Source organism: Streptomyces sp. NPDC097107 (assembly GCF_044762405.1).
Classification (GTDB): domain Bacteria; phylum Actinomycetota; class Actinomycetes; order Streptomycetales; family Streptomycetaceae; genus Streptomyces; species Streptomyces thinghirensis.
The window spans coordinates 197,510-219,724 of sequence record NZ_JBIWEF010000013.1; the positions used below are offsets into that span (position 1 = coordinate 197,510).

Here is a 22,215-nt window from a genome sequence, read left to right on the forward strand (position 1 = left end):
TGTCTAGTACGGAACTAGAGCGCGCGCACCCCGACCTGCTCCCAGGCCTTGCGCACCGCCTCCAGCTCATCCGCGTCGCCATAGCGCTCCCGGGCGGCCTTCACCGTCAGTGCCGCGAAGTCCGCGAACAGCGCGTCCTGCGCCAGCTCGCCGCCGGTCAGCACGTCGTACCAGACCAGTCCCGCCCGCTCCCAGGCGTGCCCGCCGAGCGCGGTGGCGACCAGGTAGAAGGCGTGGTTGGGGATGCCGGAGTTGATGTGCACGCCGCCGTTGTCGCGGCCGGTGCGCACGAAGTCGTCCATCGTCGCGGGCTGCGGGTCCTTGCCGAGGACGTCGTCGTCGTACGCCGTGCCCGGCGCCTTCATGGAGCGCAGCGCCACGCCCGTCACCCGCGGGGCGAGCAGCCCGGCGCCGATCAGCCAGTCGGCCTCGGCGGCCGTCTGGCCGAGCGAGTACTGCTTGATGAGCGCGCCGAAGACGTCGGAGACCGACTCGTTGAGGGCGCCCGGCTGACCGTAGTAGGTCAGGTTGGCGGTGTGCTGGGTGACGCCGTGGGTCAGCTCGTGGCCGATCACGTCGAGGGGGATGGTGAAGTCGAGGAAGATCTCCCCGTCCCCGTCGCCGAAGACCATCTGCTCGCCGTTCCAGAAGGCGTTGTTGTACTCGCGGTCGTAGTGCACGGTGGCGTCCAGCGGCAGCCCGCCGCCGTCGATGGAGTCGCGCCCGTACACCTTCAGGAAGTGCTCGAAAGTCGCTCCCAGGGCCGCGTAGGCGCGGTTCACGGTGGCGTCCTTGCCGGGCTCCTCGCCCTCCCCTCGCACCTTCTTGCCCGGCAGGTCGGTGCCGTGCCGGGCGTCGAAGACCGTGCGCTGCGGCTTCTCGGTCTCGGCGTCGGCGCGCGGGGCGACGGTGGGCGCGCCGATCACCGTGGTCAGCCGGCGGTGGGTGCGCTCGAAGGCGTCGCGCTGGAGGGTCCGGCGGGCGGGACCGGCGAGCACGGGGTCCTCGTGCCGGGCGAGCCTGTCGAGGACGTGGGGCGGCACGATGGTGCAGAAGACGGGCTCGAAGCCCCCGTATGTCGTCATGTCCGGCACCCTTGCACTGTGTGATGTGGCTGTCACCACCCGCAACCACGATTGATGAAAAGCAACGCCAAGTCGGTCCTGCGGTGGGTCACGAGTGGTATACGGCACTTTTTGTCCCGGTTCCCTCCATGGTCCCGCATACTGATACGGACCCGCGTGACCGGCGTGACTCGGCTATGGTGCTGGGCATCATGCGTTTCGGGCTGCTTCTCCTTAGCTGCCGCGGCGAGGGCCTGTAGAGGCCGACTCCCTCCCCGCGGAGCTTGGTGGTGCCGTCGGCCGTCCTTCCGGAACACGCGGACGTCGCGGACGTCGCGCACACCGCGGACATCACGAGGAGCCCACGCCGTCATGGCCAACCGCCAGCAGCCCACTTCCATGCCGACCGCCAAGTACCGCGGGTACGAGCAGGTCGACATCCCCGACCGCACCTGGCCCGGCCGGCGCATCACCACCGCCCCCCGCTGGCTCTCCACCGACCTGCGCGACGGCAACCAGGCGCTGATCGACCCCATGTCGCCCGCCCGCAAGCGCGCGATGTTCGATCTGCTGGTCAAGATGGGCTACAAGGAGATCGAGGTCGGCTTCCCGGCCTCCGGCCAGACCGACTTCGACTTCGTACGGTCGATCATCGAGGACCCGGACGCCATCCCGGACGACGTGACGATCTCCGTACTGACCCAGGCCCGCGAGGACCTGATCGAGCGCACGGTGGAGTCCCTGAAGGGCGCCAAGCGGGCCACCGTCCACCTGTACAACGCCACCGCCCCCGTCTTCCGCCGTGTGGTCTTCCGCGGCTCCAGGGACGACATCAAGCAGATCGCGGTCGACGGCACCCGCCTGGTCATGGAGTACGCCGAGAAGCTGCTGGGCCCCGAGACGGAGTCCGGCTACCAGTACAGCCCCGAGATCTTCACCGACACCGAGCTGGACTTCGCCCTGGAGGTCTGCGAGGCGGTGATGGACACCTACCAGCCCGGCCCCGGCCGCGAGATCATCCTCAACCTGCCGGCCACCGTCGAGCGTTCCACCCCCTCCACCCACGCGGACCGCTTCGAGTGGATGCACCGCAACCTCTCCCGCCGCGAGCACGTGGTGCTGTCCGTCCACCCGCACAACGACCGCGGTACGGCCGTGGCCGCGGCCGAGCTGGCCGTGATGGCCGGCGCCGACCGCGTCGAGGGCTGCCTGTTCGGGCAGGGCGAGCGCACCGGCAACGTCGACCTGGTCACCCTGGGCATGAACCTGTTCTCCCAGGGCGTCGACCCGCAGATCGACTTCTCCGACATCGACGAGATCCGTCGCACGTGGGAGTACTGCAACCAGATGGACGTCCACCCGCGCCACCCGTACGTGGGCGACCTGGTCTACACGTCCTTCTCCGGCTCCCACCAGGACGCCATCAAGAAGGGCTTCGACGCCATGGAGGCCGACGCGAAGGCCAAGGGCGTCACCGTCGACGAGATCGAGTGGGCCGTCCCCTACCTGCCGATCGACCCCAAGGACGTCGGCCGCTCCTACGAGGCGGTCATCCGCGTCAACTCGCAGTCCGGCAAGGGCGGCATCGCCTACGTCCTGAAGAACGACCACAAGCTGGACCTGCCGCGCCGGATGCAGATCGAGTTCTCCAAGCTGATCCAGGCCAAGACGGACGCCGAGGGCGGCGAGATCACGCCGACGGCGATCTGGGACGTCTTCCAGGACGAGTACCTGCCCAACCCGGACAACCCCTGGGGCCGCATCCAGGTCGCCAACGGCCAGACCACGACCGACGTCGACGGAATCGACACCCTCACCGTCGACGCCACGGTCGACGGCGCGGAGACCACCCTGGTCGGCACCGGCAACGGCCCGATCTCGGCGTTCTTCCACGCGCTGCAGGGCGTCGGCATCGACGTACGCCTGCTGGACTACCAGGAGCACACGATGAGCGAGGGCGCCTCCGCGCAGGCCGCGTCCTACATCGAGTGCGCCATCGGCGACAAGGTGCTGTGGGGCATCGGAATCGACGCGAACACCACGCGCGCCTCGCTGAAGGCCGTCGTCTCCGCCGTCAACCGCGCTGGTCGCTGACCAGCCGAATCGGCGGTTTGAGGCCCCGCTCGCCGGAGAACGGCGGGCGGGGCCCCGTCGTATACCGGCCATCTCCGTGTGCAGGTCACGGAAAGGTCTCTGCCTGGGTACTGACTCCACGTCCGTGATGTGGCTAACATCACGCCAGCGCGACGATGCTGTCGCGCGGTTACGGAGGTGCGACGTGCTGCCTGAACGGGGACGAAACGGCCGAGCTGCCCGGCTGCCGCGCATCCTGGGCACACGCACCGCGTGGACACCCGTCGGCGACGGCGAGTTCTTCTGCCCCGGCTGCGGAGGCGACCGCAACTACCAGCGGCTCACCGGCCGCCGCCGCTTCACCATGCTCGGCGTGCCCGTGCTGCCGCGCGGCGAGTCGGCGCCGACCGTCGAGTGCGCGGCCTGCCGCCGCCACTACGGCACCGACGTCCTCGACCACCCGACCACCACCCGTTTCTCCGCGATGCTCCGCGACGCCGTCCACACCGTCGCCCTGGCGGTCCTGGCCGCGGGCGGCACCTGCTCGCGTACGTCGCTGGAGACGGCGGCCGTCGCGGTGCGCGCGGCCGGCTTCGAGGACTGCACCGAGGACCAGCTGAACGCGCTCGTCGAAGCGCTGGAGGCGGACACCGGCCGGGTCCACGGGGAGCCCTGCGTGCCCGGCCTGGCCATAGAACTGCACGAGGCGCTGGACCCGCTGGCCCCGCACCTCGCATCCGTCGGCCGCGAGTCGCTCCTCCTCCAGGGCGCCCGCATCGCCCTGGCCGACGGCCCCTACACCCCCGCCGAACGCGACACCCTGGCGACGGTCGGCGCGGCCCTGACCATCTGCTCCGACGACGTGACCCGCCTCCTGGAGTCGGCGGGCACGCCCTCCTAGCCCTCCTGGCCCTCCTGGTCCTTCTGGCCCTCCTGGCCGCCCGGAAGGTCCAGGCGCAGGATCTGGCGGTCCATGCCCGGGCCGAAGTAGTCCCGGCGCAGGCCCGCGTCGGGTTCCTCCGGGCGGAAGCCCAGGGAGCGGTAGAGCAGGATGGCGGCGAGATTGGCCGGCTCCACGGTGAGGCGGACCACCCCTATGCCGTCCCGGCGCAGCCGGGTCAGGGCCTCCGTCATCAGCTCCCGGCCCAGCCCGTGCCGGCGCCGGTCCCGGGTGACGCACAGGCCGAGTATCCAGCTGTCCCCGCCGAGCGCCCGGGTGGCGGCCAGTACGTAACCGCGCAACCGGCCCGTGCCGTCGTCGAGTACCAGGAAGTGTTCCTCGTACATGTCGAAGAGCTGGCGCAGGAGGAAGCCGGGATAGGCGACCTCCTGGAAGACCTCCTCGTCGAGCCGCCGCAGTTCGGGCAGGTCGGACTCCCGCGCCGTCCGCAGGACCAGGGGCCGTGTCTCCGGGTACGGATCCGGCCTCGTGAGCTGCTCGTGGCGGTCCAAGGAGCGTTCCAGCGGTTCGGCGGTCATGCCACCCCCAGTCAGGACGTGCGGACGTCAACTCGACGACACCGGAAACGCTCACGAAGGAATGAGCCTCCAGGTGGCGGCCGGTGACCCCTTCTGGCTACAGTGAGCTTCCAACTTCCCCCGTGCAAGGGCGAGTTCAGGTGTGCGACGATGCGCCGGACGTGCGCCCGGCGGAAGAGGACTGGCGTGTTCCCGGCTGTCTCGACATGTCCTGGTGGCTTACCGTGCACGACACTGGGGCTTGTCCGGATTCGAATGGAACGCGGCAGGGTGACTATGGATCGCAATGCCGACGCACCGTGGTCGAAGTTCGATCCAGAGGTGTATGTCGACAACAACTACCGGACACCACTCGAAGTCGATCTGCTGATCGTCCGGTTGATGCGTGACTATTTCAGCCGCTGTTTCTCCGGAGGCGTTCCGGATTCGGTGCGGGGCGTCGACGTGGGTGCCGGTGCGAATCTCTACCCCGCGCTCTCCATGCTGCCGTGGTGCGAGAAGACGCTGCTGCTGGAGTACGCGCGCCCGAACGTCGAATACCTGGAGAAGCAGGTCTCCCCGGGCGGGTACGACACCGCGTGGGACGCGTTCTGGGAGGTGCTGCGCGAGTCTCCCTCCTACGCCGCCGTCGAACCGAGAAGCCGCGTCAGCGAGATCGTCCGGGTCGAGCGCGGCAACCTGTTCGACCTGGAGCACGGACACCGGCGCTGGGACATCGGGACGATGTTCTTCGTCGCCGACTCGATGTCCGAGTGCCCCGAGGAGTTCCAACGGGGAGTGCGGTGCTTCATGAACGCGCTCAGCGAAGGCGCGCCGTTCGCCGCCGCTTTCATGAAGGAGTCGGTCGGCTACCGCGTCGGCGAACACGACTACCCGGCCTACCGGGTGAACGAGAGCCGGGTCAGGGAGAGCCTGGAACCGTTCACGGGAGAGCTGGAGATCCACGATCTGCACCACATGGTGCGGCCGGGACACGAGGGAATGATCCTCGCTTTGGGGCGGCGCAATTCGGAGGTTGCCGCCCCCTAGGAACGGGGACCATGCTGAACACAGGGCAACGAGATCTGTACGAGGGGTGCGGGGATGCAGATCAAGCCACGCCAGCACATGCTGGAGATCTGGCAGGCCATGGCCCGTCACTCGTTCGACGACGGGAAACTACTGTGGGGCGACACGGACGGGCTGAGCAGCGTCGCGGACGCCGAACGCCTGCTGTGCCTGCTCTATCCCGCCACCGAGGTCCCCGCCTTCCGCCTCGACCAGCCGGACACCACCGAACGTGACGTCCTGCGGGCCCTCGACCGGATCGGCAGCCGGCTGGAGATCCCGCCCAACCTGATCACCGCGCTGACCCAGTTCATGCGCACCCACACCGGGACGGACGACAGCCCCACCTTCTCCGGCGGCCACTACTTCCGGCCCGCCGAGCCCGACGGGCAGATCACGCACGAGCAGGGCCAGTTGGGGGTGGTCGACTCATACTCCATGTCCGTCACCCTCTGCCTCGCCACCCTCGGATTCCTCAAGGTCTACGAGGGCACCACGACCCGCCCCGAGGTGCGCAAGGCGATCGGTGAACTGCGCGAGGCCACGAACGCCCGGCTGACCGCCGCCATGGTCAGCCTGCTGCGCTCCTTCACCGTCAACGTCTTCGACGCCGAGTCCGAGCAGGGCAAGCGGCTGATCCAGGTCGTCGGGCAGGGCAGACAGTCCGAGCGGGCCGTCCTCCAGCAGTTCTCCCGCAAGTTACGGCCCCTGCGCGCCACCATCATCGAGAGCCTCAGCCGCGGCATCGAGGTCGACGAGGGCATCCGCGACGAGAGCCAGCTCTTCGAGTGCGGCTGGGCCTGGGGCGTCGTCCAGGACGCCCCGGAGATCACCGACCTGAGCGTCCCGGTCCCCGGCCAGCCCGCCGGCATCGCCGACCGGCTGCCCTACGTGTACTTCACCGTCGTCGCCCTCGACGGCATCCAGGACCTCTTCTCCGACCGCACCCTCACCCTCGGCCTGCTCGACGCCGACCAGCAGAAACTCGCCGAGGCACTGCGCCTGCGCTGGGAACTCAGCCAGCAGTACTGGTCCGCGATCGCCCGCTTCGGCACCGAACGCTGGCCCCTGGAGGACCTGCCCTGGCAGACCACCGGCCTGCGCCTGGAGTCCGAGTACTTCTCCCTGACCGTCGCCGCCATCCTCGTCCACGACCTGGTCCGCCGGAAGGCGACCGACGACGACCTCACCCGCACCGTCGCCATCATGGAGCGCCTCGCCGACCGCGGCCGGGTCACCAGCCGGATGACCAAGGACGACCCCACCATCCGGCTGCACAACCCCGGTGTCACCATGCCGCTCGCCGGGTCCGAGCGCTCCGGCGGGCTCCTCCTGTGGCGGATGACCGACTTCTCCGCCCAGCTCCTCAAGCGGATCATCCAGCTCGCCGAACTCTCCCGGAACATCGGCGCGCAGGACCGGCTGCTGCGCCTCGCCGAGCGGTCCTTCGAGCACCTGTGGACCCGGCGGATCGACGACGAGGACGGCGCGGGACTCTGGGACAACGTCCGGGCCGTCTACCCCGACGCCCGCGACGTCGGACTGCGCATGTCCTGGAGCATCACCGAGCGCGTCACCGAATGCCTCGTCGCCGCCCGCAACCTGTACGAGCAGCAGCCCATCCGCAGTCCCGAACTCGCCGAGCTGGCCAGGGAACTGCTCAGCGAGGCCACCCACCTGTTCGGCAAGGAGCAACTGGAGGCCTCCGCGGCCGCCGACGGCAGCAGAGCCCGCGCCATGCGCAGCATCGAGAGCCGCCTCGACCATGCCCGCGGCCTCGTCGACGACCGGCCCGCCACCGCCTTCGCGCTGGCCCTGCCCGTGCTCCGGGAACTCGACACCCTGGCCCAGGCCAGGGGCGCCGCCGCCCAGGAGGTGTGAGCGTGCTCGTCTTCGCCGCCTCCGACAAAGGAGGCACGGGGCGCTCGGTGACCAGCGCCAACCTGGCGTACCAGCGCGCCCTCACCGGCGACCACGTGGCCTATGTGGACTTCGACTTCGGCTCGCCCACCGCCGCCGCCGTCTTCGACGTGCCCGGCGCGATGCGCGGCACCGAGGAACGCGGCCTCCACTCCTACCTGGAGGGCGAGGTCGCCGAACCGGCCAGGATCGACGTCTGGCGGCAGACCGAGCACCCCCTGCTGCGCGCCCGCCCGAACCAGTCCGGCCGCCTCGTCCTGCTCCCCGGCGACGCCGGCGGCGGCGAGTTCGCCACCGGCGAGGAGACCCTGGAGCGGTGCATCGACCTGCTGCTGCGGCTCAACGGCGAGTTCGACGTCACCGTCGTCGACCTCAGCGCCGGCCGCAGCTACGCCGTCGACATGGTCCTCGCGGCCACCGCCCACCCGCGGATGCGCAACGTGCCCTTCCGCTGGCTGGTCTTCCACCGCTGGACCCGCCAGCACGTCATCGCCGCCTCCGGACTCGTCCACGCCGACCACGGCATCATCGGCGGCGGCGTCGAACGCGGCCACGACGGGGAGGCGCTTCAGGCCGCCGTCCGCTTCGTGCGGGCCGCCGTACCCGACCCCGAGTCGCCGCTGTGGTCCCAGGGCTCACCCGCCCAGGCCGCCTGGATGCAGGCCTGCGACGAGGCACTGCGCCGGCTCGCCGCCGAACACCGCATCGGTGACAGCGTCGTCCTCGGCGTCGTACCGCTGGAACCGATACTCCAGTGGCGCGAGCAGCTGATCACCGAAGAGGACGTGCTCTCCACCCAGATCGCCAACAAGGAGACCCTGGAAGCGCTGGAGGAGATCGCCCGGCGTCTGACGGACGACTCGCACTGGGGGCGGCCATGACGGACGCGGTGTTCCGGGAGACCGCCGCCGAGCCGCGCACCCAGTCGGTGCCGCTGGCCCACCTCTCCCTGGAGCTGGGCCACCTCTACATGGAGGACTTCGAGGCCGGCCCCGAACGCCTGCGCCGGCACTTCACCGAAGTACGCCCCTGGGCCGACGCGGCCCGCACCGCCGCCACCGTCCGGGCCGGCGGCAGACGCGCCCGGATCAGCACCTGTTTCCTCGTCGACGACTACTTCACCCGCTTCTCCACCCCAGCCGAAGTCGTCCCCATGCTCCTCGCGGAGGCCGAGCGGGCCGGGCTGAGCGTCGACTACCTGGCCCGCGAGTCCGGCTGCGCCACCACCGGCACGGTGCCCGTCGCCGAGGCGGTGGCCGGCCGCATCGTCGAGTCGCCGCCGCCCGGCAGCTACGGCCTGCGTCCGCCCGCCGCGCAGACCGGCTGGCTGGCCAACGGCGAACGCAGCCCCGCCGCCCGCGCCCCGCAGGCCATGAAGCGCGCCGCCGCCTGGCAGCCGCCCCGGGAGACCGCCGCCCGCCGCCACTCCGTCTTCCTCGACGTCGAGCTGTGGAGCGACGACGCCGACGGGCACCGCACCTGGTCCTGCCCCTTCCTCGCCGCCGTCTGGCAGCTCGCCCGCCTCGGACTGCTGCGCAACGAGGGCGAGGCCGTCCTCGTCCCCCAGCCGCACACCGCCCCCGGCTTCCCCGACTCCTGGGACGAACTGCCCTCCCTGCTGCGGCTCAACGCCGGCGCCGACCCCTTCGCCGCCTACCGGACCTGCTCGGTACTGCCCACCCGCTTCCTCCCCGTCGAGCACGCCGTCCGCGTGATCCTCGACCAGATCGAGGTGGACCCCGGCGCACTGGAGCAGGTCGCCGAACGCTCCGGACGGGAGCGCACGGCCGTCCCCGACTCGGTCGCCGACCGCGTCTCCTACGTCTACTCGGGGCCCTGACATGCCGCCGGGGGAGCGCACACCGCGCGCCGTACTCGCCTGCGGCGAGGTCCGCACCTGCCTGCTGCCCGCCCGGCAGCCCCTCGACATCAGGTCCGCCGCCCAACTCCTCGCCCTGCGCGCCGACGAACGCGTCCTGCTCTCCGAGCGCCCGGGCCTCTACGCGCGTTCCCCCGACACCCTCACCGGCGTCGACTGCCCGCTGCCCAGCGCCAACGGAGCCCGGATCCGCGCGGTCGGTACCGTCGCCGCCCACGCCGCGCTCACCGAGGGGCGCGTCCTGCAGACCTCCGCCCACTTCCGGCTCCCCGCCACCGGACCCGACCAGCGGCGGCCGTGGGGCGAGTACCTGGTACGCCCCGGCGTGGTCGAACCCCTGGGCAAGCTGCCCCACGAGGCGGTCGCGCAGGGTGTGCTCGGCGGCGGGCGCCACGGCGACCTCGACGTCGGGCTGATCGCCGACGGCCTGCTCACCCGGCTGCTGCGCCACGCCCTGCTCGACCAGCGCCCGCCCTTCAGGTCCCGGCCCACCCGGCTGCGCTGGGTGGCCCTGCCCGCGGGACCGGGCGACGGCCCGTCCATCGAACGGTTCACCCTCGCCGAGGACGAACTGCGCACCGTGTGCCTGCGCGTGCCCGACGGCACCGCCGGCGCCGACCTCGCCGCACTCTGCGACGACCTCGCCCTGCACGACTGGCTGCTCACCACCGTGGTCCGCATGCTCGACGGCGTCCGCCTCGGCGGCCCGGCCGCGCAGGACGCCACCGCCGTCGTCAGGGCGCTGCGTCCGGCCGTCGACCACCTGCTGCATCTGTGGATGCCCCGGGCCAGGGTGGCCAAGGAACTGGCCCCGCTGTGGGACCCGCTGGAGGAGCGGCCCGGCTTCAGCCGGCAGTGGCAGGCCCTGGTGCAGCGCATCCGCGACCAGCTCACCCTGCAGGCCATTCCCGCGCCCCACCGGGAGGTGGAAGCGGTGCCCTGACCGGGTGCCGCCACCTCCCACGCACATCCCCGCACCCCGATCCGACGCGTATCCCAACGGGGGGAGAAGCGAGATGAGCACGGCACAGTCACCCCAGCCCGACGACACGGCCCGCGCACCGGGCCCGGCCGACCTGATGAGGGGGGAGTCCCCATGGGTGCGCATGCTGCTGGTCGCCCTGGTCGTCGGTGCCCTCTTCTGGAGCGTCGTCGCACTGCTGAGCCCCGAGGACGGCACCCTGCGGCAGTTCGTGGCCGCGGTGCTCTGCGCCGGCGCCGCGGTGCTGGTCCAGTACGTCCTCGGCCTGGCCCCGCGGCCGGGTCACATCCGTCTGGAGGAGCACACCCGCCGGGTGGAGAGCGCCCTCGCCGAGAACACCGCCGCCGTACGAGAGGGCCTGAACCGGTACGACGACGAGCTGAAGACCGGTCTGACCCGGCACACCGAGGACGTGAAACAACTGGTCGAGACCCACGTCACCCAGGTGGACCACCGGCCCTCCGAGCCCTACCCCCAGCTGGACCACGCCCGCATCGACAGCGTGCCCGACCTGGCCAAGGGCTTCGCCGACGTCCTGCTCCCGGAACCCTCGATCCTGCACACCTTCGTCCACCTGGAGATGGCGCGGGTCGTCGGCCACATGGCGGACCTCACCAACCAGAGCGCCGAGTGCCCCGGCGAGAACCACGACTGGATGCTCACCCTCACCCGCGCCGCCGAACACTCCATCTGCGCCACCAGCACCTCCGTCGACCGCGAGTTCTGGAACAGCGAGCCCGCCGGCCGCTACCTCGACGCCCAGCAGGCGGCGATCGACGAGCAGGGCGTGTCGGTGCGCCGGCTGTTCCTGCTGGAGAGCGCCCGCGAGCTGGACGACCGGCTGCTGCGGCTGTGCGAGGAGCAGGAACTGCGGCGCATCGACGTCCGCGCGGCGGTCCTGCCCGAACTGCCTCCGCACCTCCAGCGCGGCACCACCAACGACTTCATCCTCTACGACGAGGAGGTGTCGTTCGAGATCGAGCAGGACCTGCGCGACGTCAACGTCCGGACCCGGCTCACGGCGCGCCAGGACTACGTCCGGGACCGGCTGAAGCGCTTCAGGGAACTCTGGGACGCGGGTATGGGCCTGCGGGAGCTGGAGGTGCGGGTCGACGCGGAGGAGGACGGCAACTGGATGGTCGACCGGACCTGACCGCCGGTCCCCGGTTACTCCCCGGGGAGTAACGACAGTTTCGTGTCACCCCGGGCAGTAGCCGCCGACTCGCCCTCGCGTCCGACGTATCGGCGGCCCGCCGCCGGAAGTCTGGAGACCTACCCAGACTTCCACCGGAGGGAGGCCCGCCGGATGGGGGCCGTAAGGACAAGTGGGGGGCGACGGCGGGTCGTGCCCTGGCTGGTGCTCGGGCTGTGGATCGCCGTACTGGCCATCGCCTCACCGTTTGCGTCGGGCCGGCTGTCCCGGGCGCCCGAGGAGCCGGTGCCGGCCGGCGAGCGGGAGCCCGTCGGTGGGGTGGTGGGTGAATGGATGGTGAGGGGTGGATTACTGGCGGGGTGGGGAGGGGGTCTGGAAATGGATGACACTTCGGGGTGAAGTGTCATCCGTTTTCAGGGGGTGGTCCGAGCCCGCCGCCGCACCGGCCACCGGCCGCAAGCCGCTGAGCCGGCCCGGCGTTCCGGCGAGGCGCGAGCGCGCACCGCCGACGCCGGGGGCGTACGCAGCTGACGGTTGATCGTGGACCCGGCCCGGCCGCCGGTCCTTCCGGGCCGCTCGCTCGCTTCTGACCCGTGGTGGAGCGAGCCGAGTCAAGGGTCGGCCGCAGGCCGATCGCCGAAGGCGACGCGTAGCGCCCTTTACTCGGGTCGCGGAGGCACGACACTGGCAAGGAAGCGGGCGGCCCCCACGGTACGTACGAACTCCGTCCAGGCCGCCGACCCCACGACGATCACCGGCCCGACGGCCACCTTGCTGTCCCGGACGGGCACGACCCCGGGAACTCCATCGGCGACTTCGAGGCAGTCGCCGCCTTGGCCGTTGCTGTAGGTGCTTTTGCGCCAGCGGGCGGCGCCGGGGAAGTCGTGCGCGACTTCGACGCAGCTACCGCCCTCGCCGTTGCTGTAGCTGCTCTTTGCCCAGCGGGCGTTGCTCAGGTCGTACTCGCGCATCGTCTGAAGCCCTCCGCCGCCGACTCGACCAGGGCCAGGGACGCCTCCGGCGACAGCGCGGCGACCCTGAGCAGATCGTATGCGCGCTGCGCCCGCTTCACCACGGCCGGAACGTCTACCAACGTTCCCGAAAACGAGGTCTCTGTATAGGCGACCGAAGGCGCGTCGTCGAACTCCATGAGTTGCAGCATCCCGCCCATGGCCGCATGCGCCCCCGCCCCGTACGCCAGCACCGTCACCACCGCCGTGCGCTCCCGCATCAGCCGCGCAACGTGCTCCAGTTGCGCCGCCATCGCCTGCGGGCCGCCGACCGGGATCCGCAGCACGTTCTCGTGCAAGGCCACCCAATACTCGGGCCGTGTAGCGTCGTCGAGGATCAGCGACCGTTCCAGGCGGGCGCTGACGATCTCGTCGACGTAGGCGTCGGCCTTGAACGGGTTGGCAGCGATGGTGACCGCGCGCGCGTACTCCTGCGTCTGGAGCAGGCCCGGAACAACCGTCGGCGCGAACTCGCAGATCCGTGTGGCCAGCCGTTCCAGCTCCACCACGTGGGCGAAGTAATCCGCGTACCTCGGATCATCAATCAGCTTCCGGCACAGTCGCTCGAAAATACCGTCGGTTTGCAGCGCATCGTCAATCCGCTGGGCCACATCCAGTTGCGGTTTCCGAATTGCCTGTTCGAACTGCCCGATGTATCCGCCGGACACGAAAACCCGTGTCCCCAGCTCGACTTGGGTGATTCCGGCGTCCTCCCGCCGGCGTTTGAGTTCCGTGCCGAAGAACTCCCACGCCGCCTGCCGTGAACCGTTGGCCATAACCAACCCCCATGCGCTGACCCGCACTTGTAGTGCAAAGACTCCTGTCGAGTGTAGACACAGAGAGGCATCCTGGGGACACGAAGAGTGAAACCGTAAAGGGAAGGGGAACACGGTGGAGGCACGACACTCGGCGCTCTGCGTCGAAGAAGCGGAGGTAGCGGTGAAAGAATTGCGCGCAGCACTCGCGGAGGCGGGAATTACTCTTCCCTCCCTCGGGCTCGACCCGGTGAGTCTTGCGCGGGAGGCCCCCTGTCCACTCATCGAATTGGGGCGGTGTTCCGTCGAGACCGCGCAGCGGCTCGCGGCGGCGCTGCGATGACATACCCGTACCCGCCCGTCGGCACCTACGCCCTCGACACCCGCACCGGACGCGTCGGCCTCGTCATGGGCCACGAGGGGCCGTACGTGCAGATGCGGCCGTACGGCGGCGGGCGGGAGTGGGACGCCGAGCCGGGTGACGTACGCCACGCCACCCCGGCGGAGCGCCTCAGCGCGGCGACGGCGTACACGAACGCCAGGAGCCGGGGCGAGGTGCCCTGACACATGCGCGAGAATGGGCGCCATGAGTCTGTTCCGCGACGACGGCATCGTGCTGCGCACCCAGAAGCTGGGTGAGGCGGACCGGATCATCACTCTGCTCACGCGCGGTCACGGACGGGTACGCGCCGTGGCGCGCGGGGTGCGGCGGACGAAGTCGAAGTTCGGGGCGCGGCTGGAGCCGTTCTCGCACGTGGACGTGCAGTTCTTCTCGAAGAACAGCGAGCTGGTCGGGCGCGGCCTGCCGCTGTGCACGCAGAGCGAGACCATCGCGCCGTACGGCGGCGGGATCGTCATGGACTACGGGCGGTACACCGCCGGGACGGCCATGCTGGAGACGGCCGAGCGGTTCACCGACCACGAGGGCGAGCCGGCGGTGCAGCAGTACCTGCTGCTGGTCGGCGCCCTGCGGACCCTCGCCCGGGGCGAGCACGCGCCGAACCTCGTCCTAGACGCGTTCCTGCTGCGCTCCCTCGCCGTGAACGGGTACGCCCCGACCTTCGGGGACTGCGCGAAGTGCGGCATGCCCGGTCCGAACCGGTTCTTCTCGGTCGGCTCGGGCGGCTCCGTCTGCGCCGACTGCCGGGTGCCCGGCAGCGTCGTACCCTCGCCGCAGGCCCTGGAACTGCTCGGGGCGCTGCTCACGGGAGACTGGGGGACCGCGGACGCGTGCGAGCCGCGGTACGTCCGGGAGGGCAGCGGGCTGGTGTCCGCGTACCTGCACTGGCACCTGGAGCGCGGCCTGCGCTCCCTGCGATACGTCGAGAAATCCTGAAGGAGACGATAGACACATGGCCGTACGCGGGATCCTGGGGCGTCAGCGCCGGGACTACAGGACGCCGGAGCCGCACCCGTCCGGCGCGCGGCCTCCGAACCTCGGTGAGCTGGTTCCGGAGCATGTGGCGATCGTCATGGACGGCAACGGGCGCTGGGCCAAGGAGCGCGGCCTGCCGCGCACCGAGGGCCACAAGGTCGGTGCCGAGCGGGTGCTGGACGTGCTTCAGGGCGCGATCGAGATGGGCGTGAAGAACATCTCCCTGTACGCCTTCTCCACCGAGAACTGGAAGCGGTCGCCGGACGAGGTGCGCTTCCTGATGAACTTCAACCGGGACTTCATCCGCAAGACCCGCGACCAGCTCGACGAGCTGGGGATTCGCGTGCGCTGGGTGGGGCGGATGCCCAAGCTGTGGAAGTCGGTCGCCAAGGAGCTCCAGGTCGCCCAGGAGCAGACCAAGGGCAATGACCGGCTGACGCTGTACTTCTGCATGAACTACGGGGGACGCGCCGAGATCGCCGACGCGGCGCAGGCCCTCGCCGAGGACGTGCGGGCCGGGCGCCTCGACCCGTCGAAGGTGAACGAGAAGACGCTCGCGAAGTACCTGTACTACCCGGACATGCCGGACGTGGACCTGTTCCTGCGGCCGAGCGGCGAGCAGCGGACGTCCAACTACCTGCTCTGGCAGAGCGCGTACGCCGAGATGGTCTTCCAGGACGTGCTGTGGCCCGACTTCGACCGCCGTGACCTGTGGCGGGCGTGCCTGGAGTTCGCCTCCCGGGACCGCCGCTTCGGCGGCGCGATCCCGAACGAGGAACTCCTCGCCATGGAGGGCCGCACCGAATAGACCCGCCCGTCCGGATCATCGAGCCCGTCCGGCGATCGAGGACGAGGCCGGCAGGCCGAAAAAGGGGTCCGGGGCCCAGCCCCGGGCCCACGGCTCAACCGCCGGAGGCACCCGCGCAGTCCGCGCACGTGCCGAAGATCTCGACCGTGTGCGCGACGTTGACGTAGCCGTGCTCGGCTGCGATGGCCTCCGCCCACTTCTCGACCGCGGGGCCCTCGACCTCGACCGCCTTGCCGCAGGCGCGGCAGACCAGGTGGTGGTGGTGGTCGTCGCTGGAGCAGCGGCGGTAGACGGACTCGCCCTCGGCGGTGCGCAGGACGTCGACCTCGCCGGCGTCGGCGAGGGACTGCAGGGTGCGGTAGACCGTGGTGAGCCCGACCGAGTCGCCCTTGTGCTTGAGCATGTCGTGGAGCTCCTGTGCGCTGCGGAACTCCTCGACCTCCTGGAGGGCCGCGGACACGGCGGCCCGCTGCCGGGTGGCGCGGCCCTTCACGGGCGGTCCAGCGGTCGTCACCGGTACTCCTCCTCACGTCTGCCGTCTGGGGCTTGCCGGGCCATTGTGCCAGCCCGGCCGCCCGGCAGTCAGACGCCGACCTCGTCGGTGGCCCCCCGGGTGGCCGGAATCTTGCACTCCGCCGGATCCGCGGCGGCCTGCGTCGCGGTGACCGCCCGCGCGCGTCGCCGGGCCAGTGGCGCCGCCAGCACGGTGAGCAGGACGAACGCGCCGAGGGTGAGCAGCACGATGGTCGCGCCGGGCGGCACGTCCTGGTAGTACGACGTGACCGTGCCGCCGATGGTCACGCTGACGCCGATGGCGACGGCGACGGCGAAGGTGGCGGCGAAGCTGCGGGTGAGCTGCTGGGCGGCGGCGACCGGGACCACCATCAGGGCGGACACCAGCAGCAGCCCGACGACGCGCATCGCGACGGTCACCGTCACCGCCGCCGTGACGGCCGTCAGCAGGTTCAGCGCGCGCACCGGCAGGCCGGTGACCCGGGCGAACTCCTCGTCCTGGCTGACCGCGAACAGCTGGCGGCGCAGACCGAGGGTGACGACGACCACGAAGGCGGCCAGCAGGCAGATGGCGGTCACGTCGGACTCGGAGACCGTCGACAGCGAGCCGAAGAGGTACGAGGTGAGGTTGGCGTTGGAGCCCGTCGGCGCGAGGTTGATGAACATCACGCCGCCGGCCATGCCGCCGTAGAAGAGCATGGCGAGGGCGATGTCGCCGCGGGTCTTGCCGTACCAGCGGATCAGTTCCATGAGGACCGCGCCGAGCACGGAGATCAGGGTGGCCATCCACACCGGGGACCAGGAGAGCAGGAAGCCGAGGCCGACGCCGGTCATCGCCACGTGGCCGATGCCGTCGCCCATGAGGGCCTGGCGGCGCTGGACCAGGTAGATGCCGACGGCGGGGGCGGTGATGCCGACCAGGACGGCCGCCAGCAGCGCCCGCTGCATGAAGGCGTAGTTCAGGATTTCCATCAGCTCAGCAGTCCCGTGCGGATCGGTTCGGCGCCCGCCGGTGCGTGCGGGTGTACGTGGTCGTGGCCGGGCAGCGCGTGCTGGCCGACCGCCTCGGGAGGCGGGCCGTCGTGCGTGACGCAGCCGTCGCGGAGCACCACCGCCCGGTCGATCAGGGGCTCCAGGGCGCCGAGTTCGTGCAGCACCAGCAGGACGGTGGTGCCGGCCGCGACCTGCTTCCTGAGCGTCTCGGCCAGTACCTCCTGGCTGGCCAGGTCGACGCCCGCCATCGGCTCGTCCATGATCAGCAGCTCGGGTTCGGCGGCGAGGGCGCGGGCGATCAGTACCCGCTGGTGCTGGCCGCCGGAGAGGGCGTTCACGGAGTCCTTGGCGCGGTCCGCCATGCCGACCAGGTCGAGGGCGCGGCGCACGGCCTCGTGGTCGGCCTTGCGCAGGACGCCGAAGCGGGCGCGGGAGAGGCGGCCGGAGGAGACGACCTCGGTCACCGTGGCGGGGACGCCGCCCGCGGCCGTGGTGCGCTGCGGAACGTAGCCCACGCGCGCCCAGTCGCGGAAGCGGCGCCGCGGGGTGCCGAACAGCTCCACCTCGCCGGCCGTCACCGGCACCTGGCCGATGACCGTGCGCACGGCCGTGGACTTGCCCGAGCCGTTGGCGCCGAGCAGGGCCACGACCTCGCCGCCGCGCACGGTGAGGTCGATGCCGCGCAGGACGGGGCGTGAGCCGAGTTCGGCGCGGACGCCGCGCAGGGATATGACGGTCTCGTCGCTCACGAGGCCCTCCAAACGATCGGAACGCTCACTTGGCGCCGAGGGCGGCCTCGAGCGCCTTGAGGTTGGACTCCATGACCGCGAGGTAGTCGTCGCCCTTGGACTTGTCGGTGATGCCCTCCAGCGGGTCCAGGACATCGGTCTTCAGGCCGGCGTCCTTGGCGAGGGTCTTCGCGGTCTTGTCGGACACCAGTGTCTCGTAGAAGACGGTGGTCACGCCGTCGGCCTTGGCCTCCTCCTGGAGCTCCTTGATCCGGGCGGGGCTGGGCTCGCTCTCCGGGTCGAGGCCGTTGATGGCCTCCTGGGTGAGCCCGTAGCGCTCGGCGAGGTAGCCGAAGGCGGCGTGGTTGGTGAAGAAGACCTTGCTGTCGGTGTCCGCCAGGCCCTCCTCGTACGCCGTGTTCAGACCCGCCAGCTTCTTCGCCAGCGCATCGGCGTTCTTCCGGTAGTCGGCGGCGTGGTCCGGGTCGGCCTTCTCGAAGGCCTTGGCGACGCCTTCGGCGATCTCGGCGTACTTCACCGGGTCCAGCCAGACGTGCGGGTCGAGGGCGTGCTCCTCCTCCTCGGAGTGCTTCTCCTCGGCGTGCCCCTCCTCGGCGTGCTCCCCGCCCGCGTGGTCGTGCTCGACGCTCCCGTGGTCCTCCAGCGTCGTCAGCGTCGCCGCGTCGATCTTGGTCTTCACGTCGGACTGGGTGATGGCCTCGTCCACGGCGGGCTGGAGGGACTTCAGGTGGAGCACCGCGTCCGCCTCGCCCATCTCGGCGGTCTGCTTGGCGCTCAGCTCCAGGTCGTGCGGCTCCTGGCCGGGTTCGGTGAGGGTGGTGACGTTCACGTGCTCCCCGCCGATCTGCTGGGCGAGGTACTGCATCGGGTAGAACGACGCGACGACGTCGAACTTGTCCGTGTTGCCCGCCGCCGCGCTGTCGCTGGAGCAGGCGGAGAGGGTCCCCAGGCCGAGTGCGGCGGCCGCGGTGACTGCTATGCCGGATATGTGGCGTCGTCGTACGTTCATGGCATTCATTTTCAACAAATATGGAAACCGTTGTCAACAATGCCCGGTCATGAGGAGGGGAGCCCCCGATTTGGCCGGGGGGCAGTCCACGCCGGTAACCTGAGGCATTCTCTGGAAGCATCTCGCTTCGTCGCCCGTCGTCGTAATGAAGAGAGCACCGTGGCCGCCGACAAGATCGACACCATCGTCAGCCTGAGCAAGCGCCGTGGCTTCGTATTCCCTTGCAGTGAGATCTACGGCGGTCAGCGCGCCGCCTGGGACTACGGGCCGCTGGGTGTCGAGCTCAAGGAGAACCTCAAGCGTCAGTGGTGGCGCTACATGGTCACCTCGCGCGAGGACGTCGTCGGTCTCGACTCGTCCGTGATCCTGGCCCCCGATGTCTGGGTGGCCTCCGGCCACGTCGCCACTTTCACGGACCCGCTGACCGAGTGCACCTCCTGCCACAAGCGGTTCCGCGCGGACCACCTGGAAGAGGCCTACGAGGAGAAGAAGGGCCGCGCCCCGGAGAACGGCCTCGCCGACCTCAACTGCCCCAACTGCGGCAACAAGGGCACCTTCACCGAGCCCAAGCAGTTCTCGGGTCTGCTCTCCACCCACCTCGGCCCGACCCAGGACAGCGGCTCCGTCGCCTACCTGCGGCCCGAGACGGCGCAGGGCATCTTCACCAACTTCGCCCAGGTGCAGACCACGTCCCGCCGCAAGCCGCCGTTCGGTATCGCCCAGATGGGCAAGTCCTTCCGCAACGAGATCACGCCCGGCAACTTCATCTTCCGGACCCGCGAGTTCGAGCAGATGGAGATGGAGTTCTTCGTCAAGCCGGGCGAGGACGAGAAGTGGCAGGAGTACTGGATGGAGCAGCGCTGGAACTGGTACACCGGCCTCGGTCTCCGTGAGGAGAACATGCGCTGGTTCGAGCACCCGGCCGAGAAGCTCTCCCACTACTCCAAGCGCACCGCCGACATCGAGTACCGCTTCTCCTTCGGCGGCAGCGAGTGGGGCGAGCTGGAGGGTGTCGCCAACCGGACGGACTACGACCTCTCCTCGCACGCCAAGGCCTCCGGCCAGGACCTCTCCTACTTCGACCAGGAGGCCGGCGAGCGCTGGACGCCGTACGTCATCGAGCCGGCGGCCGGTGTCGGGCGCGCGATGCTCGCCTTCCTGCTCGACGCGTACGTCGAGGACGAGGCCCCCAACGCCAAGGGCAAGCTGGAGAAGCGGACCGTACTGCGGCTCGACCCGCGCCTCGCGCCGGTGAAGGTCGCCGTCCTGCCGCTGTCCCGGAACCCGGAGCTGTCGCCCAAGGCCAAGGGTCTCGCCCAGGCGCTGCGGCAGAACTGGAACATCGACTTCGACGACGCGGGTGCGATCGGGCGCCGTTACCGGCGGCAGGACGAGATCGGTACGCCGTACTGCGTGACGGTCGACTTCGACACGCTGGACGACAACGCGGTGACCGTGCGGGAGCGGGACACCATGAAGCAGGAGCGGGTGTCGCTGGACCAGATCGAGGGGTACCTGGCTTCTCGGCTCGTGGGCTGCTGAACGTCCGTCTGCGTTGCCGTACCAGGGGGCTCCCCCCCTGGGCTCCGGGCCGTCGCCCACCCTCCGCCCGACCCGGTCGGGAGAGGGGTGGGCGTCGCGGCCCGTGATCGGCCCCCGATAGAGGATCCCGAGTGGTCCTCTGCCGGGGGCCGTCGTGGTACCAGGGTGGTGGTCATGAGCATCGCGTTCCTGCTGACCACCCTCGTGGTCGTCGCGACCCCCGGCACCGGGGTCGTCTACACCCTCGCCGCCGCCCTCTCGCGCGGGCGCCGCGCCGGCGTCGTCGCCGCCTTCGGGTGTGCGCTCGGCATCGTGCCGCACCTGCTGGCCACCGTCACCGGGGTCGCGGCGGTGCTGCACGCCAGTGCCACCGCCTTCCAGGTCCTCAAGTACGCCGGTGTCGCCTACCTGCTGTACATGGCGTGGGCCACCCTCCGGGACAAGGAGGCGCTCACGGTGGGGGAGGACCGGGGCGGTCCCGTTCCGGCGGGGCGGGTGATCCTGCGGGGTGTGCTGATCAACATCCTGAACCCGAAGCTGACGCTGTTCTTCTTCGCCTTCCTGCCGCAGTTCGTGGACCCGGGGCAGGCCGGCGCCCTGCCGCGGATGCTGGTGCTGGGCGGCGTGCTCATGCTGGTGAGCTTCGTCGTGTTCGCCGGGTACGGCGTCCTGGCCGCGTCCGTGCGCAGCCACGTCATCTCCCGGCCGAGGGTGATGGCGTGGCTGCGGCGGAGTTTCGCGGGGTCGTTCGTGGCGCTCGGGGCGAAGCTGGCGTTCACGGCCCGGTGAGGGGGCGTCAGCGGCCCTGGAGGGCCTTGACGTTGTCGCCGAAGGTCCAGTTCTTCGAGCCGTCCCAGTTGACCGACCAGGTCATCAGGCCCTTGAGGGCGCCGTTGTAGTGGTTCCACGCCCGGGCGACCTGGGGCGGCGCCATGTGGCCGCCGCCCGCGCCGGGCTGGGCGGGCAGGCCCGGGACCTGCTTGTCGTAGGGGACGCGGATCGTGGTGCCCTGGATGACCAGGCCCCTGTCCAGGCAGTCGGTCTGGGCGGTGAAGCCCTGCACGGTGCCCGCCTGGTAGGAGTCGCCGGAGCAGCCGTACATGCTGCCGTTGTAGTACTGCATGTTGAGCCACCACAGGCGGCCGTTGTCGGCGTACCTCTTGATGACCGGCAGGTACGCGCCCCAGATCGACCCGTAGACGACGCTGCCGCCGGTGACGTAGGCGGTCTCCGGGGCCATGGTGAGGCCGAAGTGGGACGGCATGCGGGCCAGGACGCCGTCGATGATGCGGATCAGGTTGGCCTGTGACGTGGAGAGCCGGTTGATGTCGCCGCTGCCGACCAGGCCGGTCTCGATGTCTATGTCGATGCCGTCGAAGTTGTACTTCTCGAGGATCGGCACGATCGTCTCGACGAAGCGGTCGGCCACGGCGGCCGAGCTGAGGTCGATGCCGGCCGTCGCGCCGCCGATGGAGAGCAGCAGCGTCTGCCCGGACGCCTTGGCCGCGCACATCTCGGCCGGGGTCGCCACCTTCACGTCCCGGTCCATGCCGTCCTCCCACAGGGCCGTCCCGTCGGAACGGATGACCGGGAAGGCCGCGTTGAGCACGTTGTAGCCGTGGGCGCCGATGCGGGAGTCGGTGATGGGCGTCCAGCCGAACGGCGGGTGGACGCCGTTGGCGGCGCCGTCCCAGTTCTCCCAGTAGCCCTGGAGCACCTTGCCGGCGGGTTTCGGCTTCACGGCGCAGGTGTCGGCGCCGGGCGCGGGAGCGGCGGACGCGGTGGCGACCCCCGGTGGGGCGAGGACGGTGGCCGCGAGCGCGGCGGCGAACAGGCGGAGCGTGCGGCGGATCATGCCGGGCCT

23 protein-coding genes are annotated in these 22,215 nt (G+C 70.5%); 14 read left to right on the forward strand and 9 right to left on the reverse strand.

Annotation, left to right across the window (positions count from 1 at the left end; genetic code table 11):
* Positions 1–14: 14 nt before the first annotated feature.
* Positions 15–1,085: a M4 family metallopeptidase gene (locus tag ACIQ1J_RS28740; protein ID WP_403561294.1), complete on the reverse strand. Its 1,071-nt coding sequence runs from the start codon at positions 1,083–1,085 to the stop codon at positions 15–17.
* Between the two features lie 351 nt (positions 1,086–1,436).
* On the opposite strand from ACIQ1J_RS28740, the gene leuA reads away from it, so the two are divergent.
* Both leuA and ACIQ1J_RS28750 read left to right on the forward strand, forming a co-directional pair.
* The gene (gene leuA / locus ACIQ1J_RS28745) at positions 1,437–3,158 is read left to right on the forward strand and encodes a 2-isopropylmalate synthase (RefSeq protein WP_403561296.1); all 1,722 of its coding nucleotides are present in this window, start codon (positions 1,437–1,439) and stop codon (positions 3,156–3,158) included.
* A 184-nt stretch (positions 3,159–3,342) separates the two neighbouring features.
* Complete coding sequence (locus tag ACIQ1J_RS28750; protein WP_210962507.1) at positions 3,343–4,038, forward strand: TerB family tellurite resistance protein; 696 nt, start codon at positions 3,343–3,345, stop codon at positions 4,036–4,038.
* On the opposite strand, the gene ACIQ1J_RS28755 is transcribed toward ACIQ1J_RS28750, so the two are convergent.
* Entirely contained in the window at positions 4,035–4,616 is a 582-nt protein-coding gene (locus ACIQ1J_RS28755; protein ID WP_403561298.1) for a GNAT family N-acetyltransferase, read from the reverse strand. The two genes, ACIQ1J_RS28750 and ACIQ1J_RS28755, sit on opposite strands and share 4 nt — an antisense overlap.
* 255 nt (positions 4,617–4,871) lie before the next feature.
* Between ACIQ1J_RS28755 and ACIQ1J_RS28760 the strand changes: the two genes are divergently transcribed.
* From ACIQ1J_RS28760 to ACIQ1J_RS28785, 6 genes are all read left to right on the forward strand, one after another.
* Entirely contained in the window at positions 4,872–5,645 is a 774-nt protein-coding gene (locus tag ACIQ1J_RS28760) for an SCO2525 family SAM-dependent methyltransferase (protein ID WP_403561300.1), read from the forward strand.
* 54 nt (positions 5,646–5,699) lie between these two features.
* Entirely contained in the window at positions 5,700–7,544 is a 1,845-nt protein-coding gene (locus tag ACIQ1J_RS28765; protein ID WP_403561302.1) for an SCO2524 family protein, read from the forward strand.
* A gap of 2 nt (positions 7,545–7,546) precedes the next feature.
* Positions 7,547–8,464 carry an SCO2523 family variant P-loop protein gene (locus ACIQ1J_RS28770; protein WP_403561406.1) on the forward strand — a complete coding sequence of 306 codons (918 nt, stop codon included), beginning with the start codon at positions 7,547–7,549 and terminating at the stop codon, positions 8,462–8,464.
* The gene (locus tag ACIQ1J_RS28775; RefSeq protein ID WP_403561304.1) at positions 8,461–9,423 is read left to right on the forward strand and encodes an SCO2522 family protein; all 963 of its coding nucleotides are present in this window, start codon (positions 8,461–8,463) and stop codon (positions 9,421–9,423) included. Before ACIQ1J_RS28770 ends, ACIQ1J_RS28775 begins: the two co-directional genes overlap by 4 nt.
* Before the next feature lies 1 nt (position 9,424).
* Entirely contained in the window at positions 9,425–10,405 is a 981-nt protein-coding gene (locus ACIQ1J_RS28780; RefSeq protein ID WP_403561306.1) for an SCO2521 family protein, read from the forward strand.
* 73 nt (positions 10,406–10,478) lie between these two features.
* Positions 10,479–11,597 (forward strand): hypothetical protein, encoded by a 1,119-nt coding sequence (locus ACIQ1J_RS28785; protein WP_403561308.1) that lies wholly within the window; start codon positions 10,479–10,481, stop codon positions 11,595–11,597.
* Positions 11,598–12,256: 659 nt separating this feature from the next.
* On the opposite strand, the gene ACIQ1J_RS28790 is transcribed toward ACIQ1J_RS28785, so the two are convergent.
* Together ACIQ1J_RS28790 and ACIQ1J_RS28795 are read right to left on the reverse strand one after the other, a co-directional pair.
* Entirely contained in the window at positions 12,257–12,568 is a 312-nt protein-coding gene (locus ACIQ1J_RS28790; RefSeq protein ID WP_403561310.1) for a DUF397 domain-containing protein, read from the reverse strand.
* Positions 12,550–13,383 carry a helix-turn-helix domain-containing protein gene (locus ACIQ1J_RS28795; RefSeq protein ID WP_403561312.1) on the reverse strand — a complete coding sequence of 278 codons (834 nt, stop codon included), beginning with the start codon at positions 13,381–13,383 and terminating at the stop codon, positions 12,550–12,552. Before ACIQ1J_RS28795 ends, ACIQ1J_RS28790 begins: the two co-directional genes overlap by 19 nt.
* A 115-nt stretch (positions 13,384–13,498) precedes the next feature.
* On the opposite strand from ACIQ1J_RS28795, the gene ACIQ1J_RS28800 reads away from it, so the two are divergent.
* Genes ACIQ1J_RS28800 through ACIQ1J_RS28815 form a run of 4 tightly spaced genes read left to right on the forward strand, consistent with a single transcriptional unit; the run spans position 13,499 to position 15,545 of the window.
* Positions 13,499–13,705, forward strand: a complete 207-nt coding sequence (locus ACIQ1J_RS28800; protein WP_307852187.1) for a hypothetical protein — start codon at positions 13,499–13,501, stop codon at positions 13,703–13,705.
* Positions 13,702–13,926, forward strand: coding sequence for a hypothetical protein (locus ACIQ1J_RS28805; protein ID WP_403561314.1), 225 nt, complete (start codon positions 13,702–13,704; stop codon positions 13,924–13,926). The genes ACIQ1J_RS28800 and ACIQ1J_RS28805 overlap by 4 nt, the downstream gene beginning before the upstream one ends.
* A 22-nt stretch (positions 13,927–13,948) precedes the next feature.
* On the forward strand, positions 13,949–14,698 hold the full coding sequence (gene recO / locus ACIQ1J_RS28810) for a DNA repair protein RecO (RefSeq protein ID WP_210962495.1): 750 nt from the start codon (positions 13,949–13,951) through the stop codon (positions 14,696–14,698).
* Positions 14,699–14,714: 16 nt separating this feature from the next.
* Positions 14,715–15,545 (forward strand): isoprenyl transferase, encoded by an 831-nt coding sequence (locus ACIQ1J_RS28815; protein WP_403561316.1) that lies wholly within the window; start codon positions 14,715–14,717, stop codon positions 15,543–15,545.
* A gap of 94 nt (positions 15,546–15,639) precedes the next feature.
* Here ACIQ1J_RS28815 and ACIQ1J_RS28820 read toward each other — a convergent pair whose 3' ends face one another.
* The 4 genes from ACIQ1J_RS28820 to ACIQ1J_RS28835 all read right to left on the reverse strand — a co-directional run bounded on the left by ACIQ1J_RS28820 (position 15,640) and on the right by ACIQ1J_RS28835 (position 18,809).
* Positions 15,640–16,059, reverse strand: a complete 420-nt coding sequence (locus tag ACIQ1J_RS28820) for a Fur family transcriptional regulator (protein ID WP_121746930.1) — start codon at positions 16,057–16,059, stop codon at positions 15,640–15,642.
* A 68-nt stretch (positions 16,060–16,127) separates the two neighbouring features.
* Positions 16,128–17,030 (reverse strand): metal ABC transporter permease, encoded by a 903-nt coding sequence (locus tag ACIQ1J_RS28825; RefSeq protein ID WP_403561319.1) that lies wholly within the window; start codon positions 17,028–17,030, stop codon positions 16,128–16,130.
* The gene (locus ACIQ1J_RS28830) at positions 17,030–17,800 is read right to left on the reverse strand and encodes a metal ABC transporter ATP-binding protein (RefSeq protein ID WP_403561321.1); all 771 of its coding nucleotides are present in this window, start codon (positions 17,798–17,800) and stop codon (positions 17,030–17,032) included. The genes ACIQ1J_RS28825 and ACIQ1J_RS28830 overlap by 1 nt, the downstream gene beginning before the upstream one ends.
* A 25-nt stretch (positions 17,801–17,825) precedes the next feature.
* Positions 17,826–18,809 (reverse strand): zinc ABC transporter substrate-binding protein, encoded by a 984-nt coding sequence (locus tag ACIQ1J_RS28835; RefSeq protein ID WP_403561323.1) that lies wholly within the window; start codon positions 18,807–18,809, stop codon positions 17,826–17,828.
* Between the two features lie 159 nt (positions 18,810–18,968).
* Here ACIQ1J_RS28835 and ACIQ1J_RS28840 point away from each other — a divergent pair, with 159 nt between their 5' ends.
* Positions 18,969–20,351, forward strand: coding sequence for a glycine--tRNA ligase (locus tag ACIQ1J_RS28840; RefSeq protein ID WP_210962490.1), 1,383 nt, complete (start codon positions 18,969–18,971; stop codon positions 20,349–20,351).
* Positions 20,352–20,525: 174 nt separating this feature from the next.
* The gene (locus tag ACIQ1J_RS28845) at positions 20,526–21,140 is read left to right on the forward strand and encodes a LysE family translocator (RefSeq protein ID WP_403561326.1); all 615 of its coding nucleotides are present in this window, start codon (positions 20,526–20,528) and stop codon (positions 21,138–21,140) included.
* Between the two features lie 7 nt (positions 21,141–21,147).
* Here the strand turns inward: ACIQ1J_RS28845 and ACIQ1J_RS28850 are convergent, their stop codons facing one another.
* A complete protein-coding gene (locus ACIQ1J_RS28850; RefSeq protein WP_403561328.1) occupies positions 21,148–22,206 on the reverse strand; it encodes a chitinase in 1,059 nt (352 codons plus the stop codon).
* Positions 22,207–22,215 lie beyond the last annotated feature (9 nt).

Coding starts and splice junctions, on each gene's coding strand:
- ACIQ1J_RS28740 (WP_403561294.1), bottom strand. CDS start 1,085: ATGACGACATACGGGGGCTTCGAGCCCGTCTTCTGCACCATCGTGCCG.
- leuA (WP_403561296.1), top strand. CDS start 1,437: ATGGCCAACCGCCAGCAGCCCACTTCCATGCCGACCGCCAAGTACCGC.
- ACIQ1J_RS28755 (WP_403561298.1), bottom strand. CDS start 4,616: ATGACCGCCGAACCGCTGGAACGCTCCTTGGACCGCCACGAGCAGCTC.
- ACIQ1J_RS28760 (WP_403561300.1), top strand. CDS start 4,872: ATGGAACGCGGCAGGGTGACTATGGATCGCAATGCCGACGCACCGTGG.
- ACIQ1J_RS28765 (WP_403561302.1), top strand. CDS start 5,700: ATGCAGATCAAGCCACGCCAGCACATGCTGGAGATCTGGCAGGCCATG.
- ACIQ1J_RS28775 (WP_403561304.1), top strand. CDS start 8,461: ATGACGGACGCGGTGTTCCGGGAGACCGCCGCCGAGCCGCGCACCCAG.
- ACIQ1J_RS28780 (WP_403561306.1), top strand. CDS start 9,425: ATGCCGCCGGGGGAGCGCACACCGCGCGCCGTACTCGCCTGCGGCGAG.
- ACIQ1J_RS28785 (WP_403561308.1), top strand. CDS start 10,479: ATGAGCACGGCACAGTCACCCCAGCCCGACGACACGGCCCGCGCACCG.
- ACIQ1J_RS28790 (WP_403561310.1), bottom strand. CDS start 12,568: ATGCGCGAGTACGACCTGAGCAACGCCCGCTGGGCAAAGAGCAGCTAC.
- ACIQ1J_RS28795 (WP_403561312.1), bottom strand. CDS start 13,383: ATGGCCAACGGTTCACGGCAGGCGGCGTGGGAGTTCTTCGGCACGGAA.
- ACIQ1J_RS28805 (WP_403561314.1), top strand. CDS start 13,702: ATGACATACCCGTACCCGCCCGTCGGCACCTACGCCCTCGACACCCGC.
- recO (WP_210962495.1), top strand. CDS start 13,949: ATGAGTCTGTTCCGCGACGACGGCATCGTGCTGCGCACCCAGAAGCTG.
- ACIQ1J_RS28815 (WP_403561316.1), top strand. CDS start 14,715: ATGGCCGTACGCGGGATCCTGGGGCGTCAGCGCCGGGACTACAGGACG.
- ACIQ1J_RS28825 (WP_403561319.1), bottom strand. CDS start 17,030: ATGGAAATCCTGAACTACGCCTTCATGCAGCGGGCGCTGCTGGCGGCC.
- ACIQ1J_RS28835 (WP_403561323.1), bottom strand. CDS start 18,809: ATGAACGTACGACGACGCCACATATCCGGCATAGCAGTCACCGCGGCC.
- ACIQ1J_RS28845 (WP_403561326.1), top strand. CDS start 20,526: ATGAGCATCGCGTTCCTGCTGACCACCCTCGTGGTCGTCGCGACCCCC.
- ACIQ1J_RS28850 (WP_403561328.1), bottom strand. CDS start 22,206: ATGATCCGCCGCACGCTCCGCCTGTTCGCCGCCGCGCTCGCGGCCACC.